This window comes from Maritalea sp. YIW29, assembly GCF_057219265.1.
In genome coordinates this window covers 1,519,533-1,541,129 of sequence record NZ_JBXVVF010000001.1, presented here as the reverse complement: position 1 = coordinate 1,541,129, position 21,597 = coordinate 1,519,533, and the positions used below count along the sequence as shown (strand labels likewise).

General features: G+C 49.6%; 25 protein-coding genes. 19 read left to right on the top strand and 6 right to left on the bottom strand.

The features are described 5' to 3' along the window. Nucleotides 1-158: 158 nt before the first annotated feature. The 10 genes from AC2D8L_RS07490 (at nt 159) to AC2D8L_RS07445 (ending at nt 8,008) form a co-directional block, all read left to right on the top strand. Nucleotides 159-2,561: a putative monovalent cation/H+ antiporter subunit A gene (locus AC2D8L_RS07490; RefSeq protein WP_484684815.1), complete on the top strand. Its 2,403-nt coding sequence runs from the start codon at nt 159-161 to the stop codon at nt 2,559-2,561. Continuing rightward, on the top strand, nt 2,558-2,983 hold the full coding sequence (locus AC2D8L_RS07485) for a Na+/H+ antiporter subunit B (RefSeq protein ID WP_484684814.1): 426 nt from the start codon (nt 2,558-2,560) through the stop codon (nt 2,981-2,983). The genes AC2D8L_RS07490 and AC2D8L_RS07485 overlap by 4 nt, the downstream gene beginning before the upstream one ends. Then, complete coding sequence (locus tag AC2D8L_RS07480; RefSeq protein WP_484684813.1) at nt 2,983-3,360, top strand: Na+/H+ antiporter subunit C; 378 nt, start codon at nt 2,983-2,985, stop codon at nt 3,358-3,360. Before AC2D8L_RS07485 ends, AC2D8L_RS07480 begins: the two co-directional genes overlap by 1 nt. 17 nt (nt 3,361-3,377) lie before the next feature. Continuing rightward, entirely contained in the window at nt 3,378-4,991 is a 1,614-nt protein-coding gene (locus AC2D8L_RS07475) for a proton-conducting transporter transmembrane domain-containing protein (protein ID WP_484684812.1), read from the top strand. Next, nucleotides 4,988-5,470 carry a Na+/H+ antiporter subunit E gene (locus tag AC2D8L_RS07470; RefSeq protein ID WP_484684811.1) on the top strand — a complete coding sequence of 161 codons (483 nt, stop codon included), beginning with the start codon at nt 4,988-4,990 and terminating at the stop codon, nt 5,468-5,470. The genes AC2D8L_RS07475 and AC2D8L_RS07470 overlap by 4 nt, the downstream gene beginning before the upstream one ends. After that, a complete protein-coding gene (locus tag AC2D8L_RS07465; protein WP_484684810.1) occupies nt 5,467-5,781 on the top strand; it encodes a cation:proton antiporter in 315 nt (104 codons plus the stop codon). Before AC2D8L_RS07470 ends, AC2D8L_RS07465 begins: the two co-directional genes overlap by 4 nt. Further along, nucleotides 5,778-6,113, top strand: coding sequence for a monovalent cation/H(+) antiporter subunit G (gene mnhG, locus AC2D8L_RS07460; RefSeq protein ID WP_484684809.1), 336 nt, complete (start codon nt 5,778-5,780; stop codon nt 6,111-6,113). The genes AC2D8L_RS07465 and mnhG overlap by 4 nt, the downstream gene beginning before the upstream one ends. 194 nt (nt 6,114-6,307) lie before the next feature. Further along, nucleotides 6,308-6,682: a Ros/MucR family transcriptional regulator gene (locus AC2D8L_RS07455; protein WP_484685162.1), complete on the top strand. Its 375-nt coding sequence runs from the start codon at nt 6,308-6,310 to the stop codon at nt 6,680-6,682. A 301-nt stretch (nt 6,683-6,983) separates the two neighbouring features. After that, the gene (locus AC2D8L_RS07450) at nt 6,984-7,295 is read left to right on the top strand and encodes a helix-turn-helix domain-containing protein (protein ID WP_484684808.1); all 312 of its coding nucleotides are present in this window, start codon (nt 6,984-6,986) and stop codon (nt 7,293-7,295) included. Nucleotides 7,296-7,312: 17 nt separating this feature from the next. Then, a complete protein-coding gene (locus AC2D8L_RS07445) occupies nt 7,313-8,008 on the top strand; it encodes a DUF6456 domain-containing protein (protein WP_484684807.1) in 696 nt (231 codons plus the stop codon). Between the two features lie 32 nt (nt 8,009-8,040). Here the strand turns inward: AC2D8L_RS07445 and AC2D8L_RS07440 are convergent, their stop codons facing one another. Both AC2D8L_RS07440 and AC2D8L_RS07435 read right to left on the bottom strand, forming a co-directional pair. Continuing rightward, complete coding sequence (locus AC2D8L_RS07440) at nt 8,041-8,445, bottom strand: SufE family protein (protein ID WP_484684806.1); 405 nt, start codon at nt 8,443-8,445, stop codon at nt 8,041-8,043. Nucleotides 8,446-8,612: 167 nt separating this feature from the next. Then, the gene (locus AC2D8L_RS07435; RefSeq protein WP_484684805.1) at nt 8,613-8,906 is read right to left on the bottom strand and encodes a hypothetical protein; all 294 of its coding nucleotides are present in this window, start codon (nt 8,904-8,906) and stop codon (nt 8,613-8,615) included. A gap of 233 nt (nt 8,907-9,139) precedes the next feature. Between AC2D8L_RS07435 and AC2D8L_RS07430 the strand changes: the two genes are divergently transcribed. The 3 genes from AC2D8L_RS07430 (at nt 9,140) to AC2D8L_RS07420 (ending at nt 12,112) form a co-directional block, all read left to right on the top strand. Beyond that, entirely contained in the window at nt 9,140-10,942 is a 1,803-nt protein-coding gene (locus AC2D8L_RS07430; protein ID WP_484684804.1) for a sensor histidine kinase, read from the top strand. A 61-nt stretch (nt 10,943-11,003) separates the two neighbouring features. Beyond that, complete coding sequence (locus AC2D8L_RS07425) at nt 11,004-11,774, top strand: peptidoglycan-binding domain-containing protein (protein WP_484684803.1); 771 nt, start codon at nt 11,004-11,006, stop codon at nt 11,772-11,774. Between the two features lie 2 nt (nt 11,775-11,776). After that, on the top strand, nt 11,777-12,112 hold the full coding sequence (locus AC2D8L_RS07420) for a DUF1491 family protein (protein WP_484684802.1): 336 nt from the start codon (nt 11,777-11,779) through the stop codon (nt 12,110-12,112). Here the strand turns inward: AC2D8L_RS07420 and AC2D8L_RS07415 are convergent. After that, nucleotides 12,109-13,278: a DUF2336 domain-containing protein gene (locus tag AC2D8L_RS07415; RefSeq protein ID WP_484684801.1), complete on the bottom strand. Its 1,170-nt coding sequence runs from the start codon at nt 13,276-13,278 to the stop codon at nt 12,109-12,111. The genes AC2D8L_RS07420 and AC2D8L_RS07415 overlap by 4 nt on opposite strands. A gap of 288 nt (nt 13,279-13,566) precedes the next feature. Between AC2D8L_RS07415 and AC2D8L_RS07410 the strand changes: the two genes are divergently transcribed. Continuing rightward, nucleotides 13,567-14,448: a hypothetical protein gene (locus AC2D8L_RS07410; protein ID WP_484684800.1), complete on the top strand. Its 882-nt coding sequence runs from the start codon at nt 13,567-13,569 to the stop codon at nt 14,446-14,448. A gap of 27 nt (nt 14,449-14,475) precedes the next feature. On the opposite strand, the gene AC2D8L_RS07405 is transcribed toward AC2D8L_RS07410, so the two are convergent. The 3 genes from AC2D8L_RS07405 to AC2D8L_RS07395 are packed head-to-tail and all read right to left on the bottom strand — an operon-like array spanning nt 14,476 to nt 17,754. Next, nucleotides 14,476-15,018 (bottom strand): DUF1254 domain-containing protein, encoded by a 543-nt coding sequence (locus AC2D8L_RS07405; RefSeq protein WP_484684799.1) that lies wholly within the window; start codon nt 15,016-15,018, stop codon nt 14,476-14,478. Continuing rightward, nucleotides 15,015-15,587 (bottom strand): DUF1214 domain-containing protein, encoded by a 573-nt coding sequence (locus tag AC2D8L_RS07400; RefSeq protein ID WP_484684798.1) that lies wholly within the window; start codon nt 15,585-15,587, stop codon nt 15,015-15,017. Before AC2D8L_RS07400 ends, AC2D8L_RS07405 begins: the two co-directional genes overlap by 4 nt. Nucleotides 15,588-15,591: 4 nt before the next feature. Beyond that, entirely contained in the window at nt 15,592-17,754 is a 2,163-nt protein-coding gene (locus AC2D8L_RS07395; RefSeq protein ID WP_484684797.1) for a transglycosylase domain-containing protein, read from the bottom strand. A gap of 116 nt (nt 17,755-17,870) precedes the next feature. Between AC2D8L_RS07395 and AC2D8L_RS07390 the strand changes: the two genes are divergently transcribed. The 5 genes from AC2D8L_RS07390 (at nt 17,871) to AC2D8L_RS07370 (ending at nt 21,588) form a co-directional block, all read left to right on the top strand. After that, nucleotides 17,871-18,350, top strand: coding sequence for a YcgN family cysteine cluster protein (locus AC2D8L_RS07390; protein ID WP_484684796.1), 480 nt, complete (start codon nt 17,871-17,873; stop codon nt 18,348-18,350). Between the two features lie 143 nt (nt 18,351-18,493). Then, nucleotides 18,494-18,925 (top strand): hypothetical protein, encoded by a 432-nt coding sequence (locus tag AC2D8L_RS07385; protein WP_484684795.1) that lies wholly within the window; start codon nt 18,494-18,496, stop codon nt 18,923-18,925. After that, nucleotides 18,912-20,177 (top strand): DNA-packaging protein, encoded by a 1,266-nt coding sequence (locus tag AC2D8L_RS07380; protein ID WP_484684794.1) that lies wholly within the window; start codon nt 18,912-18,914, stop codon nt 20,175-20,177. Before AC2D8L_RS07385 ends, AC2D8L_RS07380 begins: the two co-directional genes overlap by 14 nt. A gap of 16 nt (nt 20,178-20,193) precedes the next feature. After that, on the top strand, nt 20,194-21,399 hold the full coding sequence (locus tag AC2D8L_RS07375; protein ID WP_484684793.1) for a phage portal protein: 1,206 nt from the start codon (nt 20,194-20,196) through the stop codon (nt 21,397-21,399). Beyond that, nucleotides 21,400-21,588: a hypothetical protein gene (locus AC2D8L_RS07370; protein ID WP_484684792.1), complete on the top strand. Its 189-nt coding sequence runs from the start codon at nt 21,400-21,402 to the stop codon at nt 21,586-21,588. The last annotated feature ends 9 nt before the right edge of the window (nt 21,589-21,597 follow it).

Below are 21,597 nucleotides of genomic sequence, written 5' to 3'. Positions count from 1 at the left end.
TTCGTGCGGTTATTCACGAGAAATCAAGCGGACACCCTTGTCGTATCAAGGACTGAGGGGTCAAATGGCAAAGATTGTGGGATGATTCGCGGACTTATGCATTTGCGCTACGCGCCCCCGCACCAGATATTGTGGCCAGAGGCATTCAAGGGGCAATAATGACACCAACTCCATCGCCGGACTTCTCTATGCTGCTTGTGGCAATTGCGCCATTTTTAGCCGCATTTGTTGCACCAGCTGTGAAGCGTTTCGCGCCAAACCATGTGGGTTGGATTCTTGGCATCGTCCCAGCGAGCATCTTTTTGTTTCTTGCAAGCTTCATCGACTTGGTCGCCCATGGCGAGCGCATCCAATTTGCCCTGCCTTGGATTCCCATTCTTGGCATTGAGTTGAGCTTCTTCTTGGACGGACTGAGCCTGGTGTTCGGTCTTTTGATTTCGGGCATCGGCACGTTCATCGTTATTTACTCTGGCGGCTACCTAAATGGACACAAGCATCATGGGCGTTTCTTTGCGTTCATCTTGATGTTTATGGGCTCGATGTTAGGGCTGGTTTTATCCGACAACATTATCACCCTGTTCGTGTTCTGGGAGCTAACCTCGATCACGTCATTCTTGCTGATTGGATTTGATCATTCTCGCCAAGCATCACGCCGTGCTGCCATTCAAGCGCTGGTGGTTACCGGGGGCGGTGGGCTGGCTTTATTGGCCGGGTTGGTCCTGCTTGTTTTCACAACCGGGCAAATCAATATCAGCGAAATGTTGGGCAGCGCTCAATTTTTGAGCGAACAGCCGACCTATTTGCTCATATTTATCCTCGTTCTGCTCGGCGCCGCGACAAAATCTGCGCAAGTACCATTCCACTTCTGGTTGCCGAACGCGATGGAGGCCCCAACGCCAGTATCTGCCTATTTGCATTCAGCAACGATGGTTAAGGCCGGTATTTATTTGTTGGCACGCATGAGCCCTGTCTTGGGTTGGAACCCAACTTGGGGCATCACATTGACTGTGCTTGGCGGCGTGACTTTGCTGGTTGGCGCAATCATGGCCTTGCGGCAAACAGACATGAAGCAAATGTTAGCCTACACGACCCTTGGTTCATTGGGCATGTTGGTGATGCTCATCGGCGCTGGTGGCGAAGAAGGTATCCTTGCTGCGATGCTGTTCTTGGTTGCGCACTCATTTTACAAGGGTGGATTGTTCATGGTGGTCGGATCGATCGACCATGAAACGGGCACTCGAGACATTACGGAAGTTTCCGGCATTTGGCGGGCACTGCCGGTAACATTCATTGGCGCAGCCTTAGCTGCAATCTCCATGGCCGGTTTGCCCATATCGCTCGGCTTTTTCGCCAAAGAGGAAATGTACTTATTTGCCAAAGTACCCGAATGGCAGAATTATGTGATCATCGGGGTTGCTCTATTGGGTAATGCGCTGATGATGGCGGCTGGCGCCGCGATTGCGATCAAGCCGTTTCTTGGTCCGCGTTTATCAACACCAAAGAAACCGCATGAGGCGCCGTTATCTATGCTTGTCGGCCCGGCAATCCTAGCGGTTCTGGGTATTGGTGCCGGTATTTACATAACTCAGTTCGGCGATTTCTTTATCGCACCTGCCGCTGGCGCGGTGCTCAATGAAGATTTGCATAGTCATCTCAAGCTTCATTACGACCCAATCCCGCTAGCTCTATCAATTGCTACATGGCTGCTAGGTGCACTAGTGTTCTGGAAACTCAATGAAGTGCGCAGTTTCTTGCGTCGCGTTGCTCAAGTTTGGACATGGGGACCGGACCAAGGGTTCGACCAGTTCATGTTCGGCCTTATTCGCTTTTCAGATGCGATTACGCGCTTCATCCATCATGGTCGACTAGAGCAATATTTGATCCTTATCTTTGTTGCCCTTGCGGCGGCTTTGTTTGCGCCGATGTTGTTGACAGGCAGCCTGCCTGATATGCCGCAACATTTGCCAAACCTACGCTTCTACGAATGGGGCATATTTGCTATTGCCGCTCTTGGCTTGCTTGCGGTGGTGTTTGGTCGAACACGTTTGGTAGCCATTGTTTCTTTGGGCATTCAGGGTTTTGCAGTTGCCCTGATCTTCCTGCTGCTTGGCGCTCCAGATTTGGGCTTCACCCAATTCATGGTGGAAACCCTGTCCGTGGTCATTTTGGCATTGGTCATGACCAAACTTCACCTGGATCAACGCGACACGCGGATATTTGAAGAGGCCGTTCGTGATGGCGGATTGGCCTTGATTTGCGGCATCGGCCTAACCACATTGTTGCTCGCGGTGATGAATACCGAATTGGACCTGACGCTAACGAACTTCTTTATTGAAACCAGCGTACCCATTGCCCATGGCCGTAACATCGTAAATGTGATTTTGGTCGACTATCGTGCGATTGATACGCTGGGTGAAATTGGCGTCGTGATGACCGCGGCAATCGCAATATTGGCACTCATCCGCATTCGCGTAGGCGGCCCACGTCGTGGCATTGGTGTTCCCAAAGCGAAAACCAAAGCGGCGACCCGCAGGCGTTCAAGCGCGAGGAGTGCATCATGAACACAGTCATTTTCCGCACTGTTGCTCCATATCTTGCAGCACTGATGATCATGTTTTCAATCTTCGTTCTCCTTAGAGGGCATAATGAGCCGGGCGGCGGATTTATTGGCGGCCTAATTGCAGCGTCTGCAATTGCGATTTATGGCATATCTGCAGGGGTTGAAGAGGTGCGCAAAGCATTGGTTTTCCACCCCGTTACATTCGCTGGGTTTGGCGTGTTTATGGCCACTTTAAGCGGATTTATGTCGCTTTTCGTCGATGCGCCGTTCCTTAAGGGACTTTGGTTGTTCATCCAGTTGGGCGATGGCTCGGAGCTCGCGCTCTCGACACCGATGATGTTTGATATCGGCGTATATTTTGTTGTGGTTGGCGCAATTTCAACCATCGCGTTGGCGCTGGAAGAAGATGAGGAGGGTAACTAATGGAAGTCGCACTCGCTGTCCTTATTGGACTATTCTTTACCGTCGCGATTTATTTGCTGCTTTCTCGATCTTTGATCCGCATGCTTTTGGGTGTTGCGATTTTGGGCAACGCGGTAAACTTGCTGATTTTTACAGTGGGTCGAGTGACACGTGAAGTGCCACCGATTGTGCCAGAAGGGCTGTATAAACCACTGGAAAGCATCGCAAACCCATTGCCCCAAGCGCTTATTCTTACAGCGATTGTGATTGGCTTTTCATTGTTTGCATTTCTGCTGGTGCTGACATATCGCGCCTACCAAGAACTTAATGCTGACAACACTGACACCATGCGTGTCGCGGAACCTGAAGACAGCCCGCGACCACCTTTGAGCTATTAGAAAGAGGTCTCACCAATATGGCGAGTTCCACAAATACACCTTCTGATCTGCCCGCCGCAATGCTGGAAACGGCCACCCTTGTTTCTGACTGGGTGATTGTTTGGCCAATTGCACTGCCATTAATTGGCGCGGCGATCCTTCTGATGTTCCGACAGCGCACTGAATGGCAGGCGCCGTTCTCCTTTGTCATTCTCATCGCTGTCTTGTTGAGCAATTTCGCGCTGCTTCAAAAGGTTTACACAGGCGGCACATTGTCCATGACAATGGGCAATTGGTTGCCCCCATATGGCATTAGTTTTGCCGCGGACAGCCTGGGCGCATTGTTTGCATTGGTGTCAACAATTGTGATGATCGTTGTGTTGTTCTTCGTTCAAAGCGAAATCGAACACCGCGAAAATAGCTACGGCTATCACCCGCTCATGCTGCTTTTGCTAGCCGGGGTATCCGGCGGGTTCCTGACTGGTGATCTGTTCAACTTATATGTCTGGTTCGAGGTAATGCTAATCGCGTCCTTCGGCCTTATGGTGATTGGCGGGCGCAAAATTCAGTTGGATGGGGCGATTAAATATGGCTTCATAAACTTTCTCGCGACTACATTTTTCTTGATCGCAATTGCATACTTGTATGGCTTGGTCGGCACGCTGAACATGGCTGACATTATGCAAAAAGTACCCACTGTCGATAATGGTGCTATTGCATCTGTTGCGGCGTTGTTCTTCCTTGCATTCGCCATGAAAGCAGCCGCATTTCCGGTCAATAGCTGGCTGCCCGCATCCTATCACGCGCCCGACCCAGCAGTTTCTGCACTGTTTGCGGGGCTTTTGACTAAAGTCGGCGTGTACGCGCTTTTGCGGGTGCACATGATGCTCATTCCAGAGTCTCAAGCTCAGTTGCAAATTGTGATCATGGTCGTGGCCGCTACGACGCTTGTTTTGGCTCCATTGGGGGCGCTGGCGCAAACAAATATCCGCCGTGCACTCGGGTTTTTCGTTATCGGGGGTATCGGGGCTATGTTTGCGGGCCTTGCCTTCGGTACTCGATCTGGGGTGTTTGGCACCAGCCTTTATGCGGTGCATTCAATGCTCACAATGACCGCTCTTTACCTTGCGGTCGGGCTGATTGAGCGTATTGGGGGCACTTCCGATATTCGCCATCTTGGTGGGCTATACAAAGCGAGTTCACCTCTATCGATCATCTTCTTGATCTTAGTTTTCGCAGCTGCTGGTTTACCGCCATTTCTTGGCTTTTGGCCAAAGCTCATCCTGGTGCAATCGGGCCTAGCGCTAACACTTGGCGAGGGCGCACTCGCAGTTCATCACTGGTGGGTTGTGGGCGCAATTCTTGTCAATTCGATCCTTACCTCAATTGCAGGCACGCGGATTTGGGCACATGTATTTTGGCGCAATGGGCGCGAAGGCAAACAGTCTGAAGTGCCAAACGACAAGTTGAAACCTCTTGATCAACGTGGCGTTGTATGGGGTTTGTTGCCAACGGGCGCTCTGGTCGCAGGTATTGTGCTGCTGGGGCTTTGGCCATCATTATATATCGAAGCAGGTGCGCGGTCCGCATATGACATAACAAATGCCGCAAGCTCATATATCCAACCCGTTTTGGGAGGAGTTGCGAAATGACGTTTCTCGCATTAGCGGTCTTATTGGGCATCACCTGGGCGGCCATTACCGGCGCGTTTAGTTTGGGCAATTTGTTGCTTGGCGGGGCCATCGGCATTCTATCGCTTTGGGTCATTCGAATGCAGATCGACCGACCTGCTTTCTTGGGCAAGATCCCCAAAATTATCAGCCTCGCGCTTTTGTTTCTGTATGAATTGGTTTTGAGCTCGGTCAAAGTGCTGTTGTTGGTGCTGTCGCCCAACATGAAGAAGTCACTAGAACCCGCCATTATCGCTTTTCCGTTGACTGTTAAATCAGATTTGGAAATCACACTGTTGGCCAATTTAATAACACTTACACCGGGAACACTGAGCATTGATGTTTCTGAGGATCGATCGGTGTTGTATGTTCATGCCATTTCAGCGCCAGATAAGAAGGCGATGATCAAGGATATTGCAACAGGCTTCGAAGCTAAAATTTTGGAGGTGTTTCAAGCATGAACGGCCAAGAGTTCTTAAACTACTCCGTCACCATAGCGCTTGGGCTTCTCACCATAGCTCTGTTGCTCGTCATAGTGCGGATTGTCAGGGGCCCAACCTTGCCTGATCGCATCCTTGCGTTGGATATGCTGGTTTCGGTGGGGATCGGGTACATTGCGGTTATTGCGATCAAGACCGGCTATATGCTCTATCTTGATATTGCTATTTCATTGGGTCTTGTCGGGTTTTTAGCCACGGTGGCGTTCGCCCGCTTCGTACTACAACGTTGGCAAATCAAGGAAAATCAAACCGATGCGGAGGCAACCAAATGATGTCGGATATTCTTGCATATATCGCAGGTGGACTTTTGGTCATTGGTGCTGTGTTTAGCCTTGTCGCCGCCATAGGTATTTTGCGCCTTCCGGATCTTTATACACGTATGCATGCGGCGTCAAAAGCCGGAACACTGGGTTCCGGTCTGGCGTTTCTTGCGATTGCGGTTTTTGCGGTGGATGGTTCTGTCGCGCTGCGTGCACTGGCTGGATTCTTGTTCTTCCTGCTCACCGCGCCAGTTTCTGCGCACCTATTGGCGAAGGCCGCTTATGCGGCTGGCTACAGACCGTCTGAAATAACACGTACAAACGACATGGAAAACGGCAAGTAGTTGTTAATTTAATGTGTAGCATTGAATAATTTATCTATTCGGTAGTTTGAGCTTGATTGATTTATGCTTTGCGCATACTAGAACGGATAATAAATTCAAATAGAGTTTGTTGTTTATCTTTTTCGAACGAATGGTAATGGACCGTGGAACAAATTCCCGAAAGTAAAGTTGACGTCAGTAACGATGTTATTGACATGTGTACTGAAATTGTTTGTGCGTATGTCAGTAATAATGCCGTCGGTCAAAGCGATTTGCCCAAGCTTATTATGGATGTTCATGAGACTCTTCGTAGTTTGACATCCAAGGATGCGGCGCCGGCTCAGGAAGTTCGCAAACCTGCTGTATCTGTCAAAAAGTCTATTACGCCTGACTACATTATTTGCTTGGAAGACGGTAAGAAATTCAAATCGCTAAAACGGCACCTGCGCACGCACTATGATTTGTCACCAGCCGAATATCGCGAAAAGTGGGGTCTGCCTGTAGATTACCCAATGGTTGCGCCAAATTATGCAGCGGCACGTTCGCGCCTTGCTAGAGAGATGGGCTTGGGCCGCAAAGCTGGCAAGTAAGAAATACAGTTCTCTAGGAACATTTTCAGGATGGGTCGCTTTGCGACCCATTTTCTATTCTACTCTGAGTTGTGTCGCGTCGAAATTTCCTTAAGGAAATTAGAGTTTTATTCAAATTTGAATAAAATCCCACATACCTATTTATCCCCGCCTCATTGCAAACACGTTATAGGAATATATACCTATTACGAAAGTGTTTATTATGATGCATGTTTTAAGTTCAAATTCTAAATCAAATTCTGAATACACCGTTTCATCATTGTCGGATGGGCCTCATCAAATAAACTGCAAAGACATCGATATGATTATCGACATGGTTGCGGCTGTGAACGGCGTTTCCGCGCAGGACATTCGGCGTTCATCTCGCTGCCAGGCTCACATTGCGTTTTGCAGGCAAATTGCAATGTATTTGGCCCATGTCGCGCTCGGCTATTCGCTGACCAGAACCGGCACATTGTTTCGTCGGGACAGAACCACGGTTTCCCACGCATGTGCGCGGATTGAAGATCTGCGCGACAACAAAGAGTTCGATGCGGTATTGACGTCATTTGAGCAAATTTTGAGGTTTACGTCTTCGCGTAGGCCATCCAAAAAGCGGAGCGCCGCACAATGAAGGATGTTCGAAGGCAAATGAAATTTGTGCGTATGCTCTTCGGACATTCGATGCAAATTTGTGATGAGGAACTGGTTACACTCATAAGCGGCAAGTCCCGCTGTTCGTTGTCGCTAGATGACTGTCATTCACTCGTGACCCAGGGCGTCTTGTCGAAAAAAGCAGATGAGTTTGAACCAACTAAGGATGCCCGGGCGTGGCTAAAACGGCACCAGCTGATGGTCAATGGCGAGCGGGCGGCAGACGTTATGGTGAGTCTTACACAACCTGTTCAAAGTGAAAACGACACGATCTTACGACTGGCCAAGGGAAGTAGAGGAGAAACAGCATTCTTGTCTCAGCGGCACATTTTGGCTGCAAACCGCATCTCTGTTTTGATTGAGAAAAGTCAGTTGAGACCCAGCATCACTCAAAACCTGTCAGCGCTTTCGCAATATCGGCAAAAATCGTCGGGCGCGGGCGCCGATGTTTCAGACATGGCAATCGACAGCCGCACGCACCTTGCAATCTTGACCAGACAATTGCCAAAAGATTGCGCCGGCGTGGTTATTGATATTTGTGGTTTCGATAAAGGTTTGCAACAAATCGAGTTCGAACGTTCGTGGCCGAGAAGGAGCGCCAAACTGATCCTGCGCATCGGGTTAGAGCAAGTAGCCGAAATACTAAAGCTGCAAACCTCCGCAACGGGTAACCACGTTAACAATTGGTGTTGAAAACTAAGCAAAGTTGCTCGTGCGTATTCGAACTAGGCCCGTGAGCGTGCTTCAGCATAGACGCGATCAATCATCGCGCGCAGGCCGTTGGCGCGCTGCGACGTTAGATGCTCGTTAAGTCCAATTTCTTGAAATATATCTTGAGCTGGTGTGTCAATTATTTCCTGCGGCGTTTTGTTTGAAAATAAAGCAACGACAATTGCAACGAGACCTTTAACGATCATGGCGTCGCTTTCGCCGCGAAAATTGAGTTTTTGATTTTCTGCTTCATCGACAACCAGCCAAACTTGGGAAACGCAGCCCTCAACTTTGTGGGCAGCAGACTTTTCTGGTTCGGGAAGGGGGGTAAGTTCATTGCCCAGATCGATGACAAATTTGTACCGGTCTTCCCAGTCGTCCAGAAATTCCAAGCTTTCTTTGATTTCGTCGAAATCCATTATGCGCCCCACAAAGACTCAATCCAAAACGATTGCCTCTTATTAGTATAAGTTTTGCGGTTCCGCTATGAAGAAAAAAAGAGCCGCAACACCGGGGAAGTGTTGTCGGCTCGAGTAGAAACCGCATTTGGAGTAGCATCGGGGAAGTGATGCGGTCTCTTGTTGGTTCAGGTCGCCCAATTCGGGCGCAGAGGTGGCTTTGGAGCGCCGCCCTCAAAATTGTTGTTCAATACTGGTTCGATTTTAGGGGCTGACGTTATCGCGCTCACCGCGGCAACTGTTTTAATGGTGTTGCAAGTTGTGTCTTGGCAGTCGAGTTGGAGTGCATGTTCAATTGCAATGTTCTTGCCGGCCTGCAAACTAGAATTCGCAGCAGCTACGGCGGCATTTGGATCCAACGTAAAAGGTTTGATCACCAAGAAGCCCAAAGCCAGCCAAAATGTACAACGTAATAAAAACATCAAACTCGACCAATAATTTCATTGGCCTCAAATTACACGTGAGATGTAAATCCTGCGTGCGACAAAAAGCTAAAATTTTATCTAACTGCCACTTTTTCGTGAAAAGTATTTGTTTACCACACGGGGAAAAACCAACGTCAATTTGACTGCATATAGAGTCTATTTAATGTCGTCTTAGTTTCTTGCGTGAGAGTTTAGGCCATCAGTTAATTTGCATCGAGTGGCAATTTGTAATGCGTAACCTCTTGGCTGCACTGTTTGATTGGCTTAGCCCTTCCAAATGCAGTAAACTTGGCGACAATATCAACCGGGTAACAACCCGGGCAGTTGAATTTAACATGCGCACAAGCGTGTTGATTGCAATTGCTGGCTTGCCGTTGACCCTTTATCTTTTTGCCTCGGGCCAACCAGCTCTCGCGACAGTTGTAGCCGCAACGACGGTTTTGTATTCCATTTCAATGGTCGTCGCCCGTAGGGTTGGATTGGAAGCTTCTGTATTTGTGCAAGCAGCGGTGCTTTGCCTAATCGGTCCATTCACTGCATATTTGGACCCATACGCGGTCTATGCCAGCGTAACAATTGTAATGGCTGCCACCATCTACGCCTACCTTTTGGGGCATCCGCGCACGGCAGGTGCTTGCGTGCTTTTCGCTGTTGCAGCACTTACGGCTGTATTTGCCATTATCTATGGCGGTCATCGCTTGCAGATTGCGGAGGGACCAATATCTTCTCAAGCGTTGGCCTTGATCGTTGTTGCGTCTGCATATGTTTTGCTAACGGTGTCATTCATCGAGCTAAAACGCGCATTCTCCGCACATGATCAGGGTAGGGTACGTGCGTTCCGGCACTTGGTTGAAAGTGTGCGCGATGCCGTCGCTAGATACTCGCCGGACGGGCAATTGATTTATCTTTCACACACGTCGGAAAAGCTTTTCGGCTGTCGCAGGTATGAACTTGCTGGCAATGGGCTGTTAGAGCGTGTTCATGTGCTGGACCGGCCCAAATATATGAGTGCGGTGGCCAATGTTGGCTATAGACACGACGCACAATCAGTTGATGTTCGCATTCGCTGTGACCGCGAAGATGATTCTGAATTCGTATGGGTTGAAGTTGCGCTATCTGCAGTTCATGAACGGACAAATGATGAAGGTCGGGCTGAGGTCATCGCGATTATGCGGGACATCACCTCTCGAAAGGCGCAAGAATCGGACCTAGAGGATGCCAAGAAACAGGCAGAAACCGCAAATGATGCCAAATCACGATTCTTGGCTACAATCGGGCACGAACTTAGAACACCGCTGAACGCCGTCGTCGGCTTTTCGGACATGATGATCAACAATATCGGTGGCGAATTGTCTAAGGACCACTTGGAATATGCTGAATTGATCAAGCAGTCAGGTGACCACTTGCTCGACACCGTTTCAATGTTGCTCGATATGTCAAAGCTTGAGGCCGGAAAGTTCGAAATTCAGGCCGAACAGTTTGCGCCAGAATCGTTGGTTAATCCGTGTTTTTCAATTGTAAAAAATGCAGCTGACAAAAAGAACATCAAACTTGAAGCCACGTTGGGTAAATATTTGCCTGATATTGTGGCTGACGAACGTGCTTGTCGCCAAGTGTTGATCAACCTGTTGTCAAACGCAATCAAGTTTAGCCCGCAAGACGCAACTATTCGTTTGGACATGCGTGTAATTGGAAAAACCGTCTCGATGCGGGTAATCGATGAGGGCATTGGTATTGCGCAGGCAGATATTGACCGATTGGGTGAACCGTTCTTCCAAGCGCAGAATGGCCTTACCCGGCAATATGAAGGCACAGGGCTTGGACTGTCGATTGTACGCGGTTTAACCGAACTGCATGATGGCGACGTAAATATTCGGTCGAAACTGGGTAAGGGGACTGAAATTACAATCGCCTTGCCGATTGATGGGCCAGCGACCGATCCGCAAACGGTCGTCTTGGAAGAAATTAGTGACCGCCAGTTTGTGGCAGAAGATCGTAAGCAAAATCAAATTTTGCACACAAAAGCGGGCTAAATTGGGGACCAGTAAAGACATGGCAAACTACGCCAACATTGATCAAGGGCCGGAGCTAAGAATGCAGGGTCTAAAAATTTCAACATTCGCACCCGTTTGGAAATTGATTTCCAAGTCACCAGCAAACACGGTTTTTGCGTGTGCAATGTGCATTTCGCTTGGTTGGGCAGCGTCAAACGCGCTGTTTCTTCAGAGCGACGGGCACCCTGCGCCGCTATTTGTGAGCGAGCCGACGGTGCAGGCTATTCGACCTGTGGAAGTGAGCACCACGCCGCCGAGCCGCCCAACCCTCGTTTCAACGCCGACGCCAGTGCAACGTACAGCAGCGCCAACAGGATTTGGACCAGTTACCGGCAATCCCGACGCATTTCTGGTGCAATCTAAGCTGTTTGAGCTTGGCTATTTCAAAGAAAAAGTCGACGGCTATTATGGGCCGAAAACCGCGACGGCCATTCGCGAGTTTGAAGTTAATAATGGACTAGAAGCATCGGGAGCGATCACGGACGAGCTGATTGCTATTCTTTCGACCGGCGCGATTACGAGCGCGCAATCCATGCCCGCGCCTGTTTCAGGCGGTGACCCGCTACTGCAAATCGCACAGCAGGCAAATCCCAATGCAACCGACAGCCAACGCCCAAGTGCTGATCTTATCATCAGAGTTCAAAAGGGACTGCAAGCCTTGGGATACGAGGTTGGAACTGTCGACGGTATTTTGGGCGAATCGACCTCAACGGCAATTCGCAAGTTTGAATCGTTCAACAATTATGACCAAACAGGCGAAGTGACGCCTGAATTAATTGCGTTGCTTAAAGCGGCCAACCCGGACTTTTAGACATGTCCAAATTGCGTGCAGACATATGGGTGTCTGCGTTTGTGAGACGTCACAACAATATTGGCAATTTTTGCGTCATTTCACGGCGTGGGGATGTGGACGCGGGGCAGATTTGGGTGGAAGTTGATCACCTAAACGGCACCTCTTCACTCTATGCCCCAGCACCAACAAACCCAGATGTTTCAGATCGGGAGTTTATGCTGCGCGTAGAGGCGGGCACATCAATGGATGTGCGCGAACGAATCGAAAAAGAAATAGACTTTGACCCCGATTTTTGGGTGATCTCTGTAGAAACGCGAAGCGCGGACCTAGGCCTTACCATTGCAAATATCGGCTAGGACGCTTTATTGATCCGCAATTTTTGCACAGCTTCCATCGCCCGTTCGACAGAATTTGATGCTTTGTCTGCTGCCTGATCAAGATCTGGGGTGCGTTTGCTATATGGAGCAACTGGCTTATGGGAAATAGGCGCAGAGTTCGCTTCTCTTGCCAACGCGCTAATCTCAACATCACCACGCCACACGGACATAGCAAACACCATCGCCTCAGGCTCTATCTGTTTAAAGAGGCGGGTATATTGCGCCAAGGCCGCTGAATTGTTCTGGTCGTGTGCTGTGGCGTGGATGAGCACTTTCAATCCGTCATACTCATTGCAGCCAAAGGCCCGCAAAACAACAAACAGTGCCGCGCCGCTCGCATCATGGGCAATTTCTCCACAACGAACTTCGTCCAAGCCTGTAATCTGCGCCAACAGTCGAGTGACCTCTGGACGACGATTCTTGGACAGCAATTTCATCATTGCTTGGGTGAATTCTGCTGTCGCAACTGAAATATGCTCGTAGGTACGGTGCATATTGGTGCGTGGGATTTTGCGCCCCTGGAAGGATTTTAGAACATCAAGTCGTTGCGCTTCAGAAAGGTCGAAGAATGCCGTGAGCAAATAAGCTTTGTCGAAATCTTCCCGCGTTGCCAACGAATGAGCGACTTGCTGGTCCATGCCTGCTGCTTTGCTGATTGCCCTCAAATAAGGGCCAGAGAAATGGATAGAGCGATTTTCAGCTAAGGAGCGGTAGACCTTGCGGCTGTTCACCGGAAAAATCTGACTAACCAATTTCTTGGACAAACCAGGTCGTTTTGCAATCAGGGCTACTTTTTCCACATTGCCTTCTTCAACAACGCTGGAGAGTAACTCATCAGAAATAGATTCGTTGGTTTCCAAGAATGTACCAAGCTCATCGCCGATATTCTCGACAACGAGTTGCTCCAAAATGGGAGAAAGGTGAGATGACTGTGCAAGCTTGGATGCAGCTCGTTCGCGTGCAGACGGTGCCGCGGTCGGGAACAGGCGCTGTGCAAGTGCTTCAAATTGCATACGTTCTGTAGGTAATGGCTTTGGTCGTCGCGAGTAAGCGTCACAAGCTGCAATAAGCAATGTGTTAGCTCTATCTACGCCGCCGGTCTCAATTAGCAACTGAAACGTCTCATATGGTTGAAAGCCGATCATAAGTGCCCAAATTCGCCAAACTGGTTCAAAACAAATCAATTAACTTACTAATTCCACCAATTCGTTAGCAGACTGTTAACCTTGACGATTTCTTAATGGGTTTGTCCCCGCTTTTTCAATCGGGGATTAGAGTGTGTGAATATTTGTAAACAAGAAAGTCAACTAAACCCAGTTTCGTGAGGTCTCCCATGGGGAAGATCCTAACATTTTTGAAGAAGAGCAAACCGTGCAAGGACAGGGATTCTGTCGATAAGAACGGCGACGTCATAATATTTCCCGGAGTACGGTATGAAAGACAAATTCACGATGAGCGTTTGCGACCAAAACGACGCAAAGGCCGGAAAAAGCATCGTTAATTTGCTAAAAATTGTTGGTTTGATTGGATTGGTTGCGGCCGTCGCTGCATGCGCGCGCCCTGTGGGTGATTTCGGTCGCGCCCAGTCGGATGTGCTGCACGACGAAGTTTTGCCGCGCGCAGGCGCGCTGATTGCGCACCAAAATAAAGAACCGGTATCTCTCTTCAATTTGACGAATGAAGAAAATGAGATGCGCGATAGAGTTTGGCGCTTTTTAATAGCCAACCACGCGCGTGACTGGATGTTTGATTCGGCGATTGAAATGCAACGCACTCGGTTGGGCAAACCAGTTGACCTTAATTTTCGCACCGACAGATATTATCGTCACCTAAGGCTGGACGAGTATGCATCGTCTCGGGGTCGCTATATGCGCTTGGCAGAAGATGCGAACGATGACATAGGAACAATTCCAGGAGCCTTCGCCAGCATTTGTAAAGTTATGGAAATTGAACGTCGTCGTCAGGTCGCACTCACGGGGCTCTATGCGAAGAACAGTGAAGTCAAGAAACAAGTACTGGCACGTGAATATGAAAACAAGAACATCATCAACTGGTTCGCGCGCGCAGTAGACTATCGATACAAATCATATGATGTCGCCTTAAATAGGCTGCTTGTAGAAACACCTCACGAAGAAGCACATACAGCAAATGAATATCTAAATCGTCTTGCGGTGTTGGTCGGTCGTGCCAAAAATGGTGAGTTCTGTGATCCGTTTTCTGACGAAAGTTATAATCACGATAAGAAATTCCCATTGTTGGAATCCCGGTATGCCACTCAAATGGAAAAGCCGACTGACGACGAATATCTAAAATAAGCTGCGTGAACGTAGGGTCGCGGCTTACTAAAGGCTTTTGCAGCTGAGGTTCTTTAAGCTTTCTCGATAGGTATTTGCCAATGCGCGATGTCCGGGTAGCACCCTGATAATAGCGATGTACTCGTCAGCTGGCAGCTTGACGATGAGTAGTGTTTGGTCCAGTTCAAATTCAGCGTCGGCCAATTGTCGCGACTGGGATGGATTGAATATGGCAATATTGAAGTCGCGATCGTTGCTGGTCCGACTGGTGGTCGAATAGGGCACGCTGCCATCTTTAGCGATCAGCGCTGCAGTCCAAAAAGCCGAAGGCAGCTTACCCGAAATGGACACGGGCCCATTTGCTAAATCGATTTGGCATGTCGCATAAACAAAGGCAGGGTCAAGGCTAAGGTGCGCCCACGAACTGTATTTTGTCGGATTGATGGCAACCATTTGGTTTTTTGTGCCCAATTGGTCAATTGTCGTCCAAGCATTGTGCGTGGATTGGCTGGGTAAGATCAAAATGACCGCTAAGTGGATGATACCGCCTAAAACCAAGCCAGCGAATATGTAGGCGAGGAACTTGCTCATAGGCAGCTCACTTTGCGAATTTTGGGCAGGCTAGCAATTTCATGGCCGACGATTAGAAATGCATTGGTGTCATAAAAGGTCATCATGAATGTGAATTCTTGATCGGCGCGAATGGTCAACCAATTGCCCGACTGAACCATTTTTGACGCGGTGATGTCGAATGTGCCATCTGAATTGTAAGCGATTTCCGAGCTCACCAAATAGGACGGATCAGCGGTGGCGCTGATTGTCTGGGCTTGCTGGATACGTAGCGTCCAAACAGAAGCATTTGGCGTTGAGCCTGAAATATTGTAGTTGCAATCGGCCCTGAGTGGATTGTCTTCTTCATCCGTCTTTGCAGAGAAAACAACACCTTCCGCCCGGCCCATCTGTAGATTGCCAGACCTTGCGAGGCTGGCCTTTAGGTAAGGATCAACGTCAGCTGTGCCCGAGTTTGGCCATCCATACCAAACACCATATTTGTGCGCCGAAAGCTGCCGCCCATCTTCTAGCATAAAATGTGCAGAGCTAAAGCCCACGCCCAGCGCCACGGCCAAAGTCAAACTGGAATAGATGAACTTTGCGAACAAGAGGCTAGCCTAACGGAATTGATTTGTCGGTTGCGGGCGCTGCTTTGGCAGAATTTGTGGTGCCGAGCCGAATAGCGAGATCTTCAAGTACCCGCTCCAAACGACGTAACTTTTCCCCTGCCGCTTCAGTCAGGGAAGGTGGGCGCACGAGTTGCAAAGTATCCTCATCCTCGACCAATGTTGCCGTTTCACTCGCAGAAAGGCGCTGGAAATCCGCGCCGGGCAATTCTGCAATGTTGGTGTTGGAATGGGCATATGACATGAACTTCTGCCAAGTCTGGGCAGGCAGGCGGCCACCGGTTAGATTGTTGGTTTTTGTGTAGTCATCATTGCCGTACCAAACCGCAGCAACATAATTGCCAGTATATCCAACAAACCAAGCGTCCCGGTAGGATTGCGTTGTGCCTGTCTTACCTGCAGCAGGCGTGCCTGCAACCTGAGCGCGACGGCCGGTGCCCGAAGTAACGACCGCGCGCAGCATTTCGTTGATGCCTTCAACCGTGGATTGTTTGAGAATCTGCTCCGGCAGGTAAGCTGTCTTGGCGTCAAAAATGACGTCGCCCTTTAAATTGGAAATCCGGCTGATGCCAAACGCTTTGGCTTTCTTCCCGTTATTTGCAAAAACGGCGTAGGATGAAGCCATATCCAAAACGCTGACGGACACAACACCAAGTGCAAGCGAACGGGTGACGGGGAAAGAGTTTTGAAGTCCCATTTTATGGGCGAGGTCGGCAATCGGTTGCCGTCCGGTGGATTGAGACAGCCGCACCGGCACCGTATTGATGGATCGCGCCAAAGCGCTCTTAAGCGTTACGCGTCCGGCATATGATCGACCGTAGTTTTTGGGGCACCAATCGCCAATGCAAATTGGACCGTCGGTGATCACGGTATTTGGTTTGAATTTGCCGGTTTCTAAAGCTGTAGCATAAACGAATGGTTTGAATGATGACCCGGGCTGTCTGGTTGGGCTTGTGGCCCGATTGAACTGGCTCTTGCCATAGTCTGAACCGCCAACCAATGCGCGTACTGCGCCATCAGGTTCCAGTACGACCATGGCGCCTTGTTTGACGCGATATGCATCACCTTCTTCACGAAGGATAGATGTCACTGAATTCTCCGCATGCTTTTGCAGAACAGGGTCTACTGTCGTGCGCACCACAAATGCCGAGCCAACTGGGTATTCCTTTATGATTTCTTTGACGTCAATGAATGCCCAGTCGAGAAAATAGTTCGGCGATTCAACATCATCGAAACGCTCAATTGGGGTCGCCGGTGCAAATCGAGCGGCAGTGACTTGTCCTTCGGTCATGAAGCCAGCTTGCACCATGTTGGTCAGTACATCATTTGCGCGGCCTCTTGCGGCAGCTAAATCGACATGGGGGGCGTATTTGGTTGGGGCTTTGAACAATCCCGCCAACATCGATGCTTCCGCGAGCGTTACGTTTTGCACTTTCTTGCCAAAATAATAGTCCGCCGCCGCTGCAACACCAAAGTTGCCACCGCCCATATAGGCACGATCAAAATACAGTTTTAAAATTTCGTCTTTGCTGTAATTGGCTTCAAGCCAAAGCGACAAATATGCCTCGTGCAATTTACGGCTGATGGTCTTTTCCGAAGAAAGGAACAAGTTTTTAGCGAGTTGTTGGGTGATCGAGCTACCGCCCTCAACAAATGAGTTGGCGCGCACATTGGTCACCATCGCGCGTGCTATGCCCAATATGTCGATCCCGAAATGCTCATAAAAGCGCCGGTCTTCCGTCGCGAGCGTCGCGTTGATCAAATATTCTGGAAGGGTGGCCAACTCCGTGCTGTCGTCCGACCGAATGCCACGACGTCCAATTTCGTTGCCATATCGATCAAGAAACGTGATCGCATAATCGTCCACCTCATTGAACTCGCCAGTGGCAGTCAATTGAAACGAGGGTATGGCGAGGGCGGTCATTAAGACCAACCCCAGTGCAAAGAATGTCAGCCCGTCGGATACCACTTCGACAAAGAAGCGGCGAAATCCTGATACGTGGAAGCGCGACATGAAATCGCCAAAACGCTGATAACCAACCCCCAGCGTTTGGAACATTTCATACAAAGAGGAATCCAGCCAAGAATCTAGCCGGATAAACTTAGACGTCTTGCGGCCTTTCTTCTTTTGATAAAACGGATCCGACACTGGTTTTTCGTCCAAACTTCAAATTGTAAGTACTGGCATAAATGCTTGAGCCTTAACGCCAAGTGCATTAAGTGAGCAATATGTCAGCATTTAGCAATTGATGGCGCAATTTTTTAATGGAAACAAGGCGATTGACGATGAATTTTTGGGAAACGAAATCGCTTGAAGAGATGAATGACACTGAGTGGGAGTCATTGTGCGACGGTTGCGCAAGGTGTTGCTTGGTGAAATTGGAAGATGAAGACACCGGCCAAATTGTGACTTCGGACGTGCATTGCTTTTTGATGAATGAAGAAACATGCGGTTGTTCTGACTATAAAAATCGTCAGGTTCGTGTGCCGGATTGCGTTAAACTCACCCCCAAAAATGTGGGTGAAATCAAATGGATGCCAGTAACATGTGCTTACCGGCGCTTGCAGGAAGGCAAGGGACTTGCATGGTGGCATCCTCTTATTTCTGGCGACAAGCAAACTGTTGTCGATGCTGGAATTTCGGTCAAAGGCAGATCGATTTCTGAGAAGGAAGTGCCCGAAGATGAATGGGAAGATCATGTGGTGGGATGGCCTGAGTTTGACCCAAGCGAAGGCCCGGAATAAGAAAAAGTTCCAGAAATAGGAAAATAATCCTTGACTGCGTGACGGTTGTTTGCTAAGTTCTGGATATGGTCGAAGAAGTGCGGCCAAATAGGCAACCAGCGGAAAGCGCGGTTGCCTTTTGTGTTTCTAATTTAGGCAAGATGTTGAACAAACCCAAACCAAATTGGTCTGAGGTCGCACGCGCATATGCTGCCGGCGAGGGCACGATCACTGAGTTATGCGACGAGTTTTCAATCACGCGTTCCTCTCTTTACCGACATGCCAACAAACATAATTGGCCAAAACGTCGGGTAGACCGCGAAACCAAACGCGCCGATTTCGTCGAGCGAATGTACAACGTGTTGAACAGGCAATTGGACCAAATCGATAAAAGAATTTCGCCGGATGGGCCAGTCGACGTGGTCGCATTGGGCAATATAGCAAAAATATTTGAGAAATTGATGGAATTGGGCGACGACGACAAAGCGTCGAGCGCTCAAAAATCTGATAGTAAAACATTGAAGTCACTCCGCGAATTGTTGGCGCAAAATTTGAACAGCGTACAAAAATTTAAAGGCATGAATGAACAGAGTTGATCAGCTGCTTTCTCAACTCAGCGAACCTGAATTGCTGCAGTTGAAATTTGATTGGTCAATTTGGGCACGTCAGTCGCAGATCGCCCCAGACGGCGACTGGACGACCTGGCTTTTATTGGGTGGCCGCGGCGCAGGGAAAACCAGAGCAGGGGCCGAATGGGTTCGGCAAAATGCTACAGGCAGCCAGCCCAAAAGCCCTATTGCATTGATCGGTGAAACAATCAGCGATGCGCGCTCTATTATGGTTGAGGGCCATTCCGGGCTTTTAGCAATTCATCCAACGGATGAACGACCAACCTTTCACCGGTCGCGAAATTTGCTGGAATGGCCGAACGGGGCGACCGCACGGCTATATTCAGCGAGTGATCCGGAAAGCTTGCGTGGTCCACAATTCTCGCTCGCCTGGAGCGATGAATTATGCAAATGGCCTGCGCCAGAAGAGGCGTGGAACATGCTACAATTTTGCCTTCGTATTGGTCAAAAACCACAGCAAATGGTCACCACAACACCGAAGCCAATAAAGCTATTGAGGCAACTGATTAAAGCCAAAACGTCAAAAGTCACAAAGGTGAAAACGGATGAAAACAAACAAAACCTCTCGCCAACTTTTTTGACCAGCATTGTGAGCCAGTACAATGGCACTTCGCTTGGTCGGCAGGAGCTGGACGGCGAAATTCTGGAGAGCGCTGACGATGCGCTTTGGACGCGGGCGCAGATAGACCGTTTTCGCACAAAGCGCGCACCTGAGATTGAGCGAATTGTCGTTGCTGTTGATCCGCCTATTTCTAGTCATGAGAAATCGGACAATTGCGGCATTGTGATTGCCGGCCTTGCGCAGGAAGAAGTCTATGTGCTTGCGGACGGCACTATCGGGCGGGCTTCGCCGCTTAAATGGGCAACGCGGGTTGTTGAACTTTTTGAACAGTTTCAGGCGGATTGCGTCGTCGCTGAAGTCAACCAAGGCGGCGACCTCGTTGTAAACGCTCTACACCAGGTCAATGCGGCGCTGCCGGTGAAAACGGTGCATGCAAAACGAGGGAAGTGGCTGCGGGCAGAGCCTGTGGCGCTGCTTTACGAGCGTGGCCTTGTCCATCATGTTGGCATGTTCGCCGAGTTGGAAGACGAAATGTGCAATTTTTCGGCTGATGGGCGGTCAAATGGGCATTCGCCAGACCGGCTGGATGCGCTGGTTTGGGCAGTTTCGGAATTGGTTTTGGTCAATTCAAACCGCCCTCGCATCCGCAACATCTAATTTTTGAAGGTTTCTTATGGGAAATATTTTTGACCGATTGCTATCGCGTCGGGCGCCTCAGCCTGCCGAAACGAAATCGGCGCATGCCTATATATCCATGGTCGACACCCAATCTGCGAGCTGGTCAGGACGTTCTTACGCTTCTTTTGCCCAACACGGATTGATGAAAAACCCGGTTGCGCATCGTGCGGTGACCCTGATCGCCCAGAGCGCTGCACGGGTTCCATTGTTAGTGGATGATGAGGGCGAGCGATTGTCTGCACATCCCGTGCTCGACTTGTTAAGCGCCCCAAATCCGGATTGTTCTGGTCCAGAATTGCTGGAAACTGTGTTTGCGCATCTACAGTTGAGCGGCAATGCATATTTGGAAATATTGCAGTTCGATAATGCCCAATTTCAGCTTTATCCGCTTCGTCCGGACCGCGTTTTTCCGGTAGTTGGTAGTGATGGTTGGATCAAAGCCTATGACTATAAGGTTGGGGGGAAAAAGCGCCGGATTTCACCGAGCAAAAATAACCCAGTGCCGGTCATTCATCTGCGCAATTTCCACCCGACAAATGACCATTCCGGGCTAGCGCCGATTAGCGCTGCGATGGACGCGATTGATACCCACAACAAAGCGTGCGAGTGGCATAAATCTCTGTTGGACAATGCAGCACGGCCTTCGGGCGCATTGATCTATAGCGCTGAGGCAGGGAACCTTACCGCTGATCAGTTTGTACGACTAAAGTCCGAACTAAATGACAGTTTTCAAGGCGCCTCCAACGCCGGACGCCCCATGGTTTTGGAAGGCGGGTTAGACTGGAAAGCATTGTCCATGTCCCCTCGGGATATGGATTTTATCGAAACAAAGAACAGCGCCGCCCGCGATATTGCGATGGCGTTTGGCGTTCCGCCAATGTTGCTTTGTCTCGCTGGCGATAACACATACTCGAATTATCGCGAGGCAAACCGCGCATTTTGGCGGCAAACCATCATCCCACAGATGGTGAAAACCTGCGCTTCGCTGACCCGGTGTCTGCGAAATGCAATTCCTGGCGGTTGGCGGTTGGTCCCCAATTTTGAGGTGATCGAAGCCATTGCTGACGAGCGCCTTGCAAACTGGGCTCAAATCGACGCCATCAACTCAATTACTCCGGACGAAAAGCGTGAGCTAATCGGCCTACCAAAACTTACTTCAAGCAATATTAGCTCCGTTCAAGTGGAGCAAAGGGAGGACTAAATGAATGAAATTGCTCAAACATTTGCACAGCGAGGCGACTTAGCTCACCTCGCGCTTTTTTTATGGGCCGCAAGTTCAAGCGCTTTGTTGGTTTGGACGCTGAAAGAGTTGGCCGTTGCCAATCGTCGGTTCGACCATTTCGTCAACGAAATCACCGCGATCAACAAATTGTTCAAACGCAAGGGCTGAAGCCAGCTT

Coding starts and splice junctions, on each gene's coding strand:
- AC2D8L_RS07490 (WP_484684815.1), top strand. CDS start 159: ATGACACCAACTCCATCGCCGGACTTCTCTATGCTGCTTGTGGCAATT.
- AC2D8L_RS07445 (WP_484684807.1), top strand. CDS start 7,313: ATGAAATTTGTGCGTATGCTCTTCGGACATTCGATGCAAATTTGTGAT.
- AC2D8L_RS07450 (WP_484684808.1), top strand. CDS start 6,984: ATGATTATCGACATGGTTGCGGCTGTGAACGGCGTTTCCGCGCAGGAC.
- AC2D8L_RS07380 (WP_484684794.1), top strand. CDS start 18,912: ATGAACAGAGTTGATCAGCTGCTTTCTCAACTCAGCGAACCTGAATTG.
- mnhG (WP_484684809.1), top strand. CDS start 5,778: ATGATGTCGGATATTCTTGCATATATCGCAGGTGGACTTTTGGTCATT.
- AC2D8L_RS07465 (WP_484684810.1), top strand. CDS start 5,467: ATGAACGGCCAAGAGTTCTTAAACTACTCCGTCACCATAGCGCTTGGG.
- AC2D8L_RS07430 (WP_484684804.1), top strand. CDS start 9,140: ATGCGTAACCTCTTGGCTGCACTGTTTGATTGGCTTAGCCCTTCCAAA.
- AC2D8L_RS07475 (WP_484684812.1), top strand. CDS start 3,378: ATGGCGAGTTCCACAAATACACCTTCTGATCTGCCCGCCGCAATGCTG.
- AC2D8L_RS07425 (WP_484684803.1), top strand. CDS start 11,004: ATGCAGGGTCTAAAAATTTCAACATTCGCACCCGTTTGGAAATTGATT.
- AC2D8L_RS07480 (WP_484684813.1), top strand. CDS start 2,983: ATGGAAGTCGCACTCGCTGTCCTTATTGGACTATTCTTTACCGTCGCG.
- AC2D8L_RS07410 (WP_484684800.1), top strand. CDS start 13,567: ATGAAAGACAAATTCACGATGAGCGTTTGCGACCAAAACGACGCAAAG.
- AC2D8L_RS07390 (WP_484684796.1), top strand. CDS start 17,871: ATGGAAACAAGGCGATTGACGATGAATTTTTGGGAAACGAAATCGCTT.
- AC2D8L_RS07420 (WP_484684802.1), top strand. CDS start 11,777: ATGTCCAAATTGCGTGCAGACATATGGGTGTCTGCGTTTGTGAGACGT.
- AC2D8L_RS07415 (WP_484684801.1), bottom strand. CDS start 13,278: ATGATCGGCTTTCAACCATATGAGACGTTTCAGTTGCTAATTGAGACC.
- AC2D8L_RS07375 (WP_484684793.1), top strand. CDS start 20,194: ATGGGAAATATTTTTGACCGATTGCTATCGCGTCGGGCGCCTCAGCCT.
- AC2D8L_RS07440 (WP_484684806.1), bottom strand. CDS start 8,445: ATGGATTTCGACGAAATCAAAGAAAGCTTGGAATTTCTGGACGACTGG.
- AC2D8L_RS07470 (WP_484684811.1), top strand. CDS start 4,988: ATGACGTTTCTCGCATTAGCGGTCTTATTGGGCATCACCTGGGCGGCC.
- AC2D8L_RS07435 (WP_484684805.1), bottom strand. CDS start 8,906: ATGTTTTTATTACGTTGTACATTTTGGCTGGCTTTGGGCTTCTTGGTG.
- AC2D8L_RS07455 (WP_484685162.1), top strand. CDS start 6,308: ATGTGTACTGAAATTGTTTGTGCGTATGTCAGTAATAATGCCGTCGGT.
- AC2D8L_RS07485 (WP_484684814.1), top strand. CDS start 2,558: ATGAACACAGTCATTTTCCGCACTGTTGCTCCATATCTTGCAGCACTG.
- AC2D8L_RS07405 (WP_484684799.1), bottom strand. CDS start 15,018: ATGAGCAAGTTCCTCGCCTACATATTCGCTGGCTTGGTTTTAGGCGGT.
- AC2D8L_RS07370 (WP_484684792.1), top strand. CDS start 21,400: ATGAATGAAATTGCTCAAACATTTGCACAGCGAGGCGACTTAGCTCAC.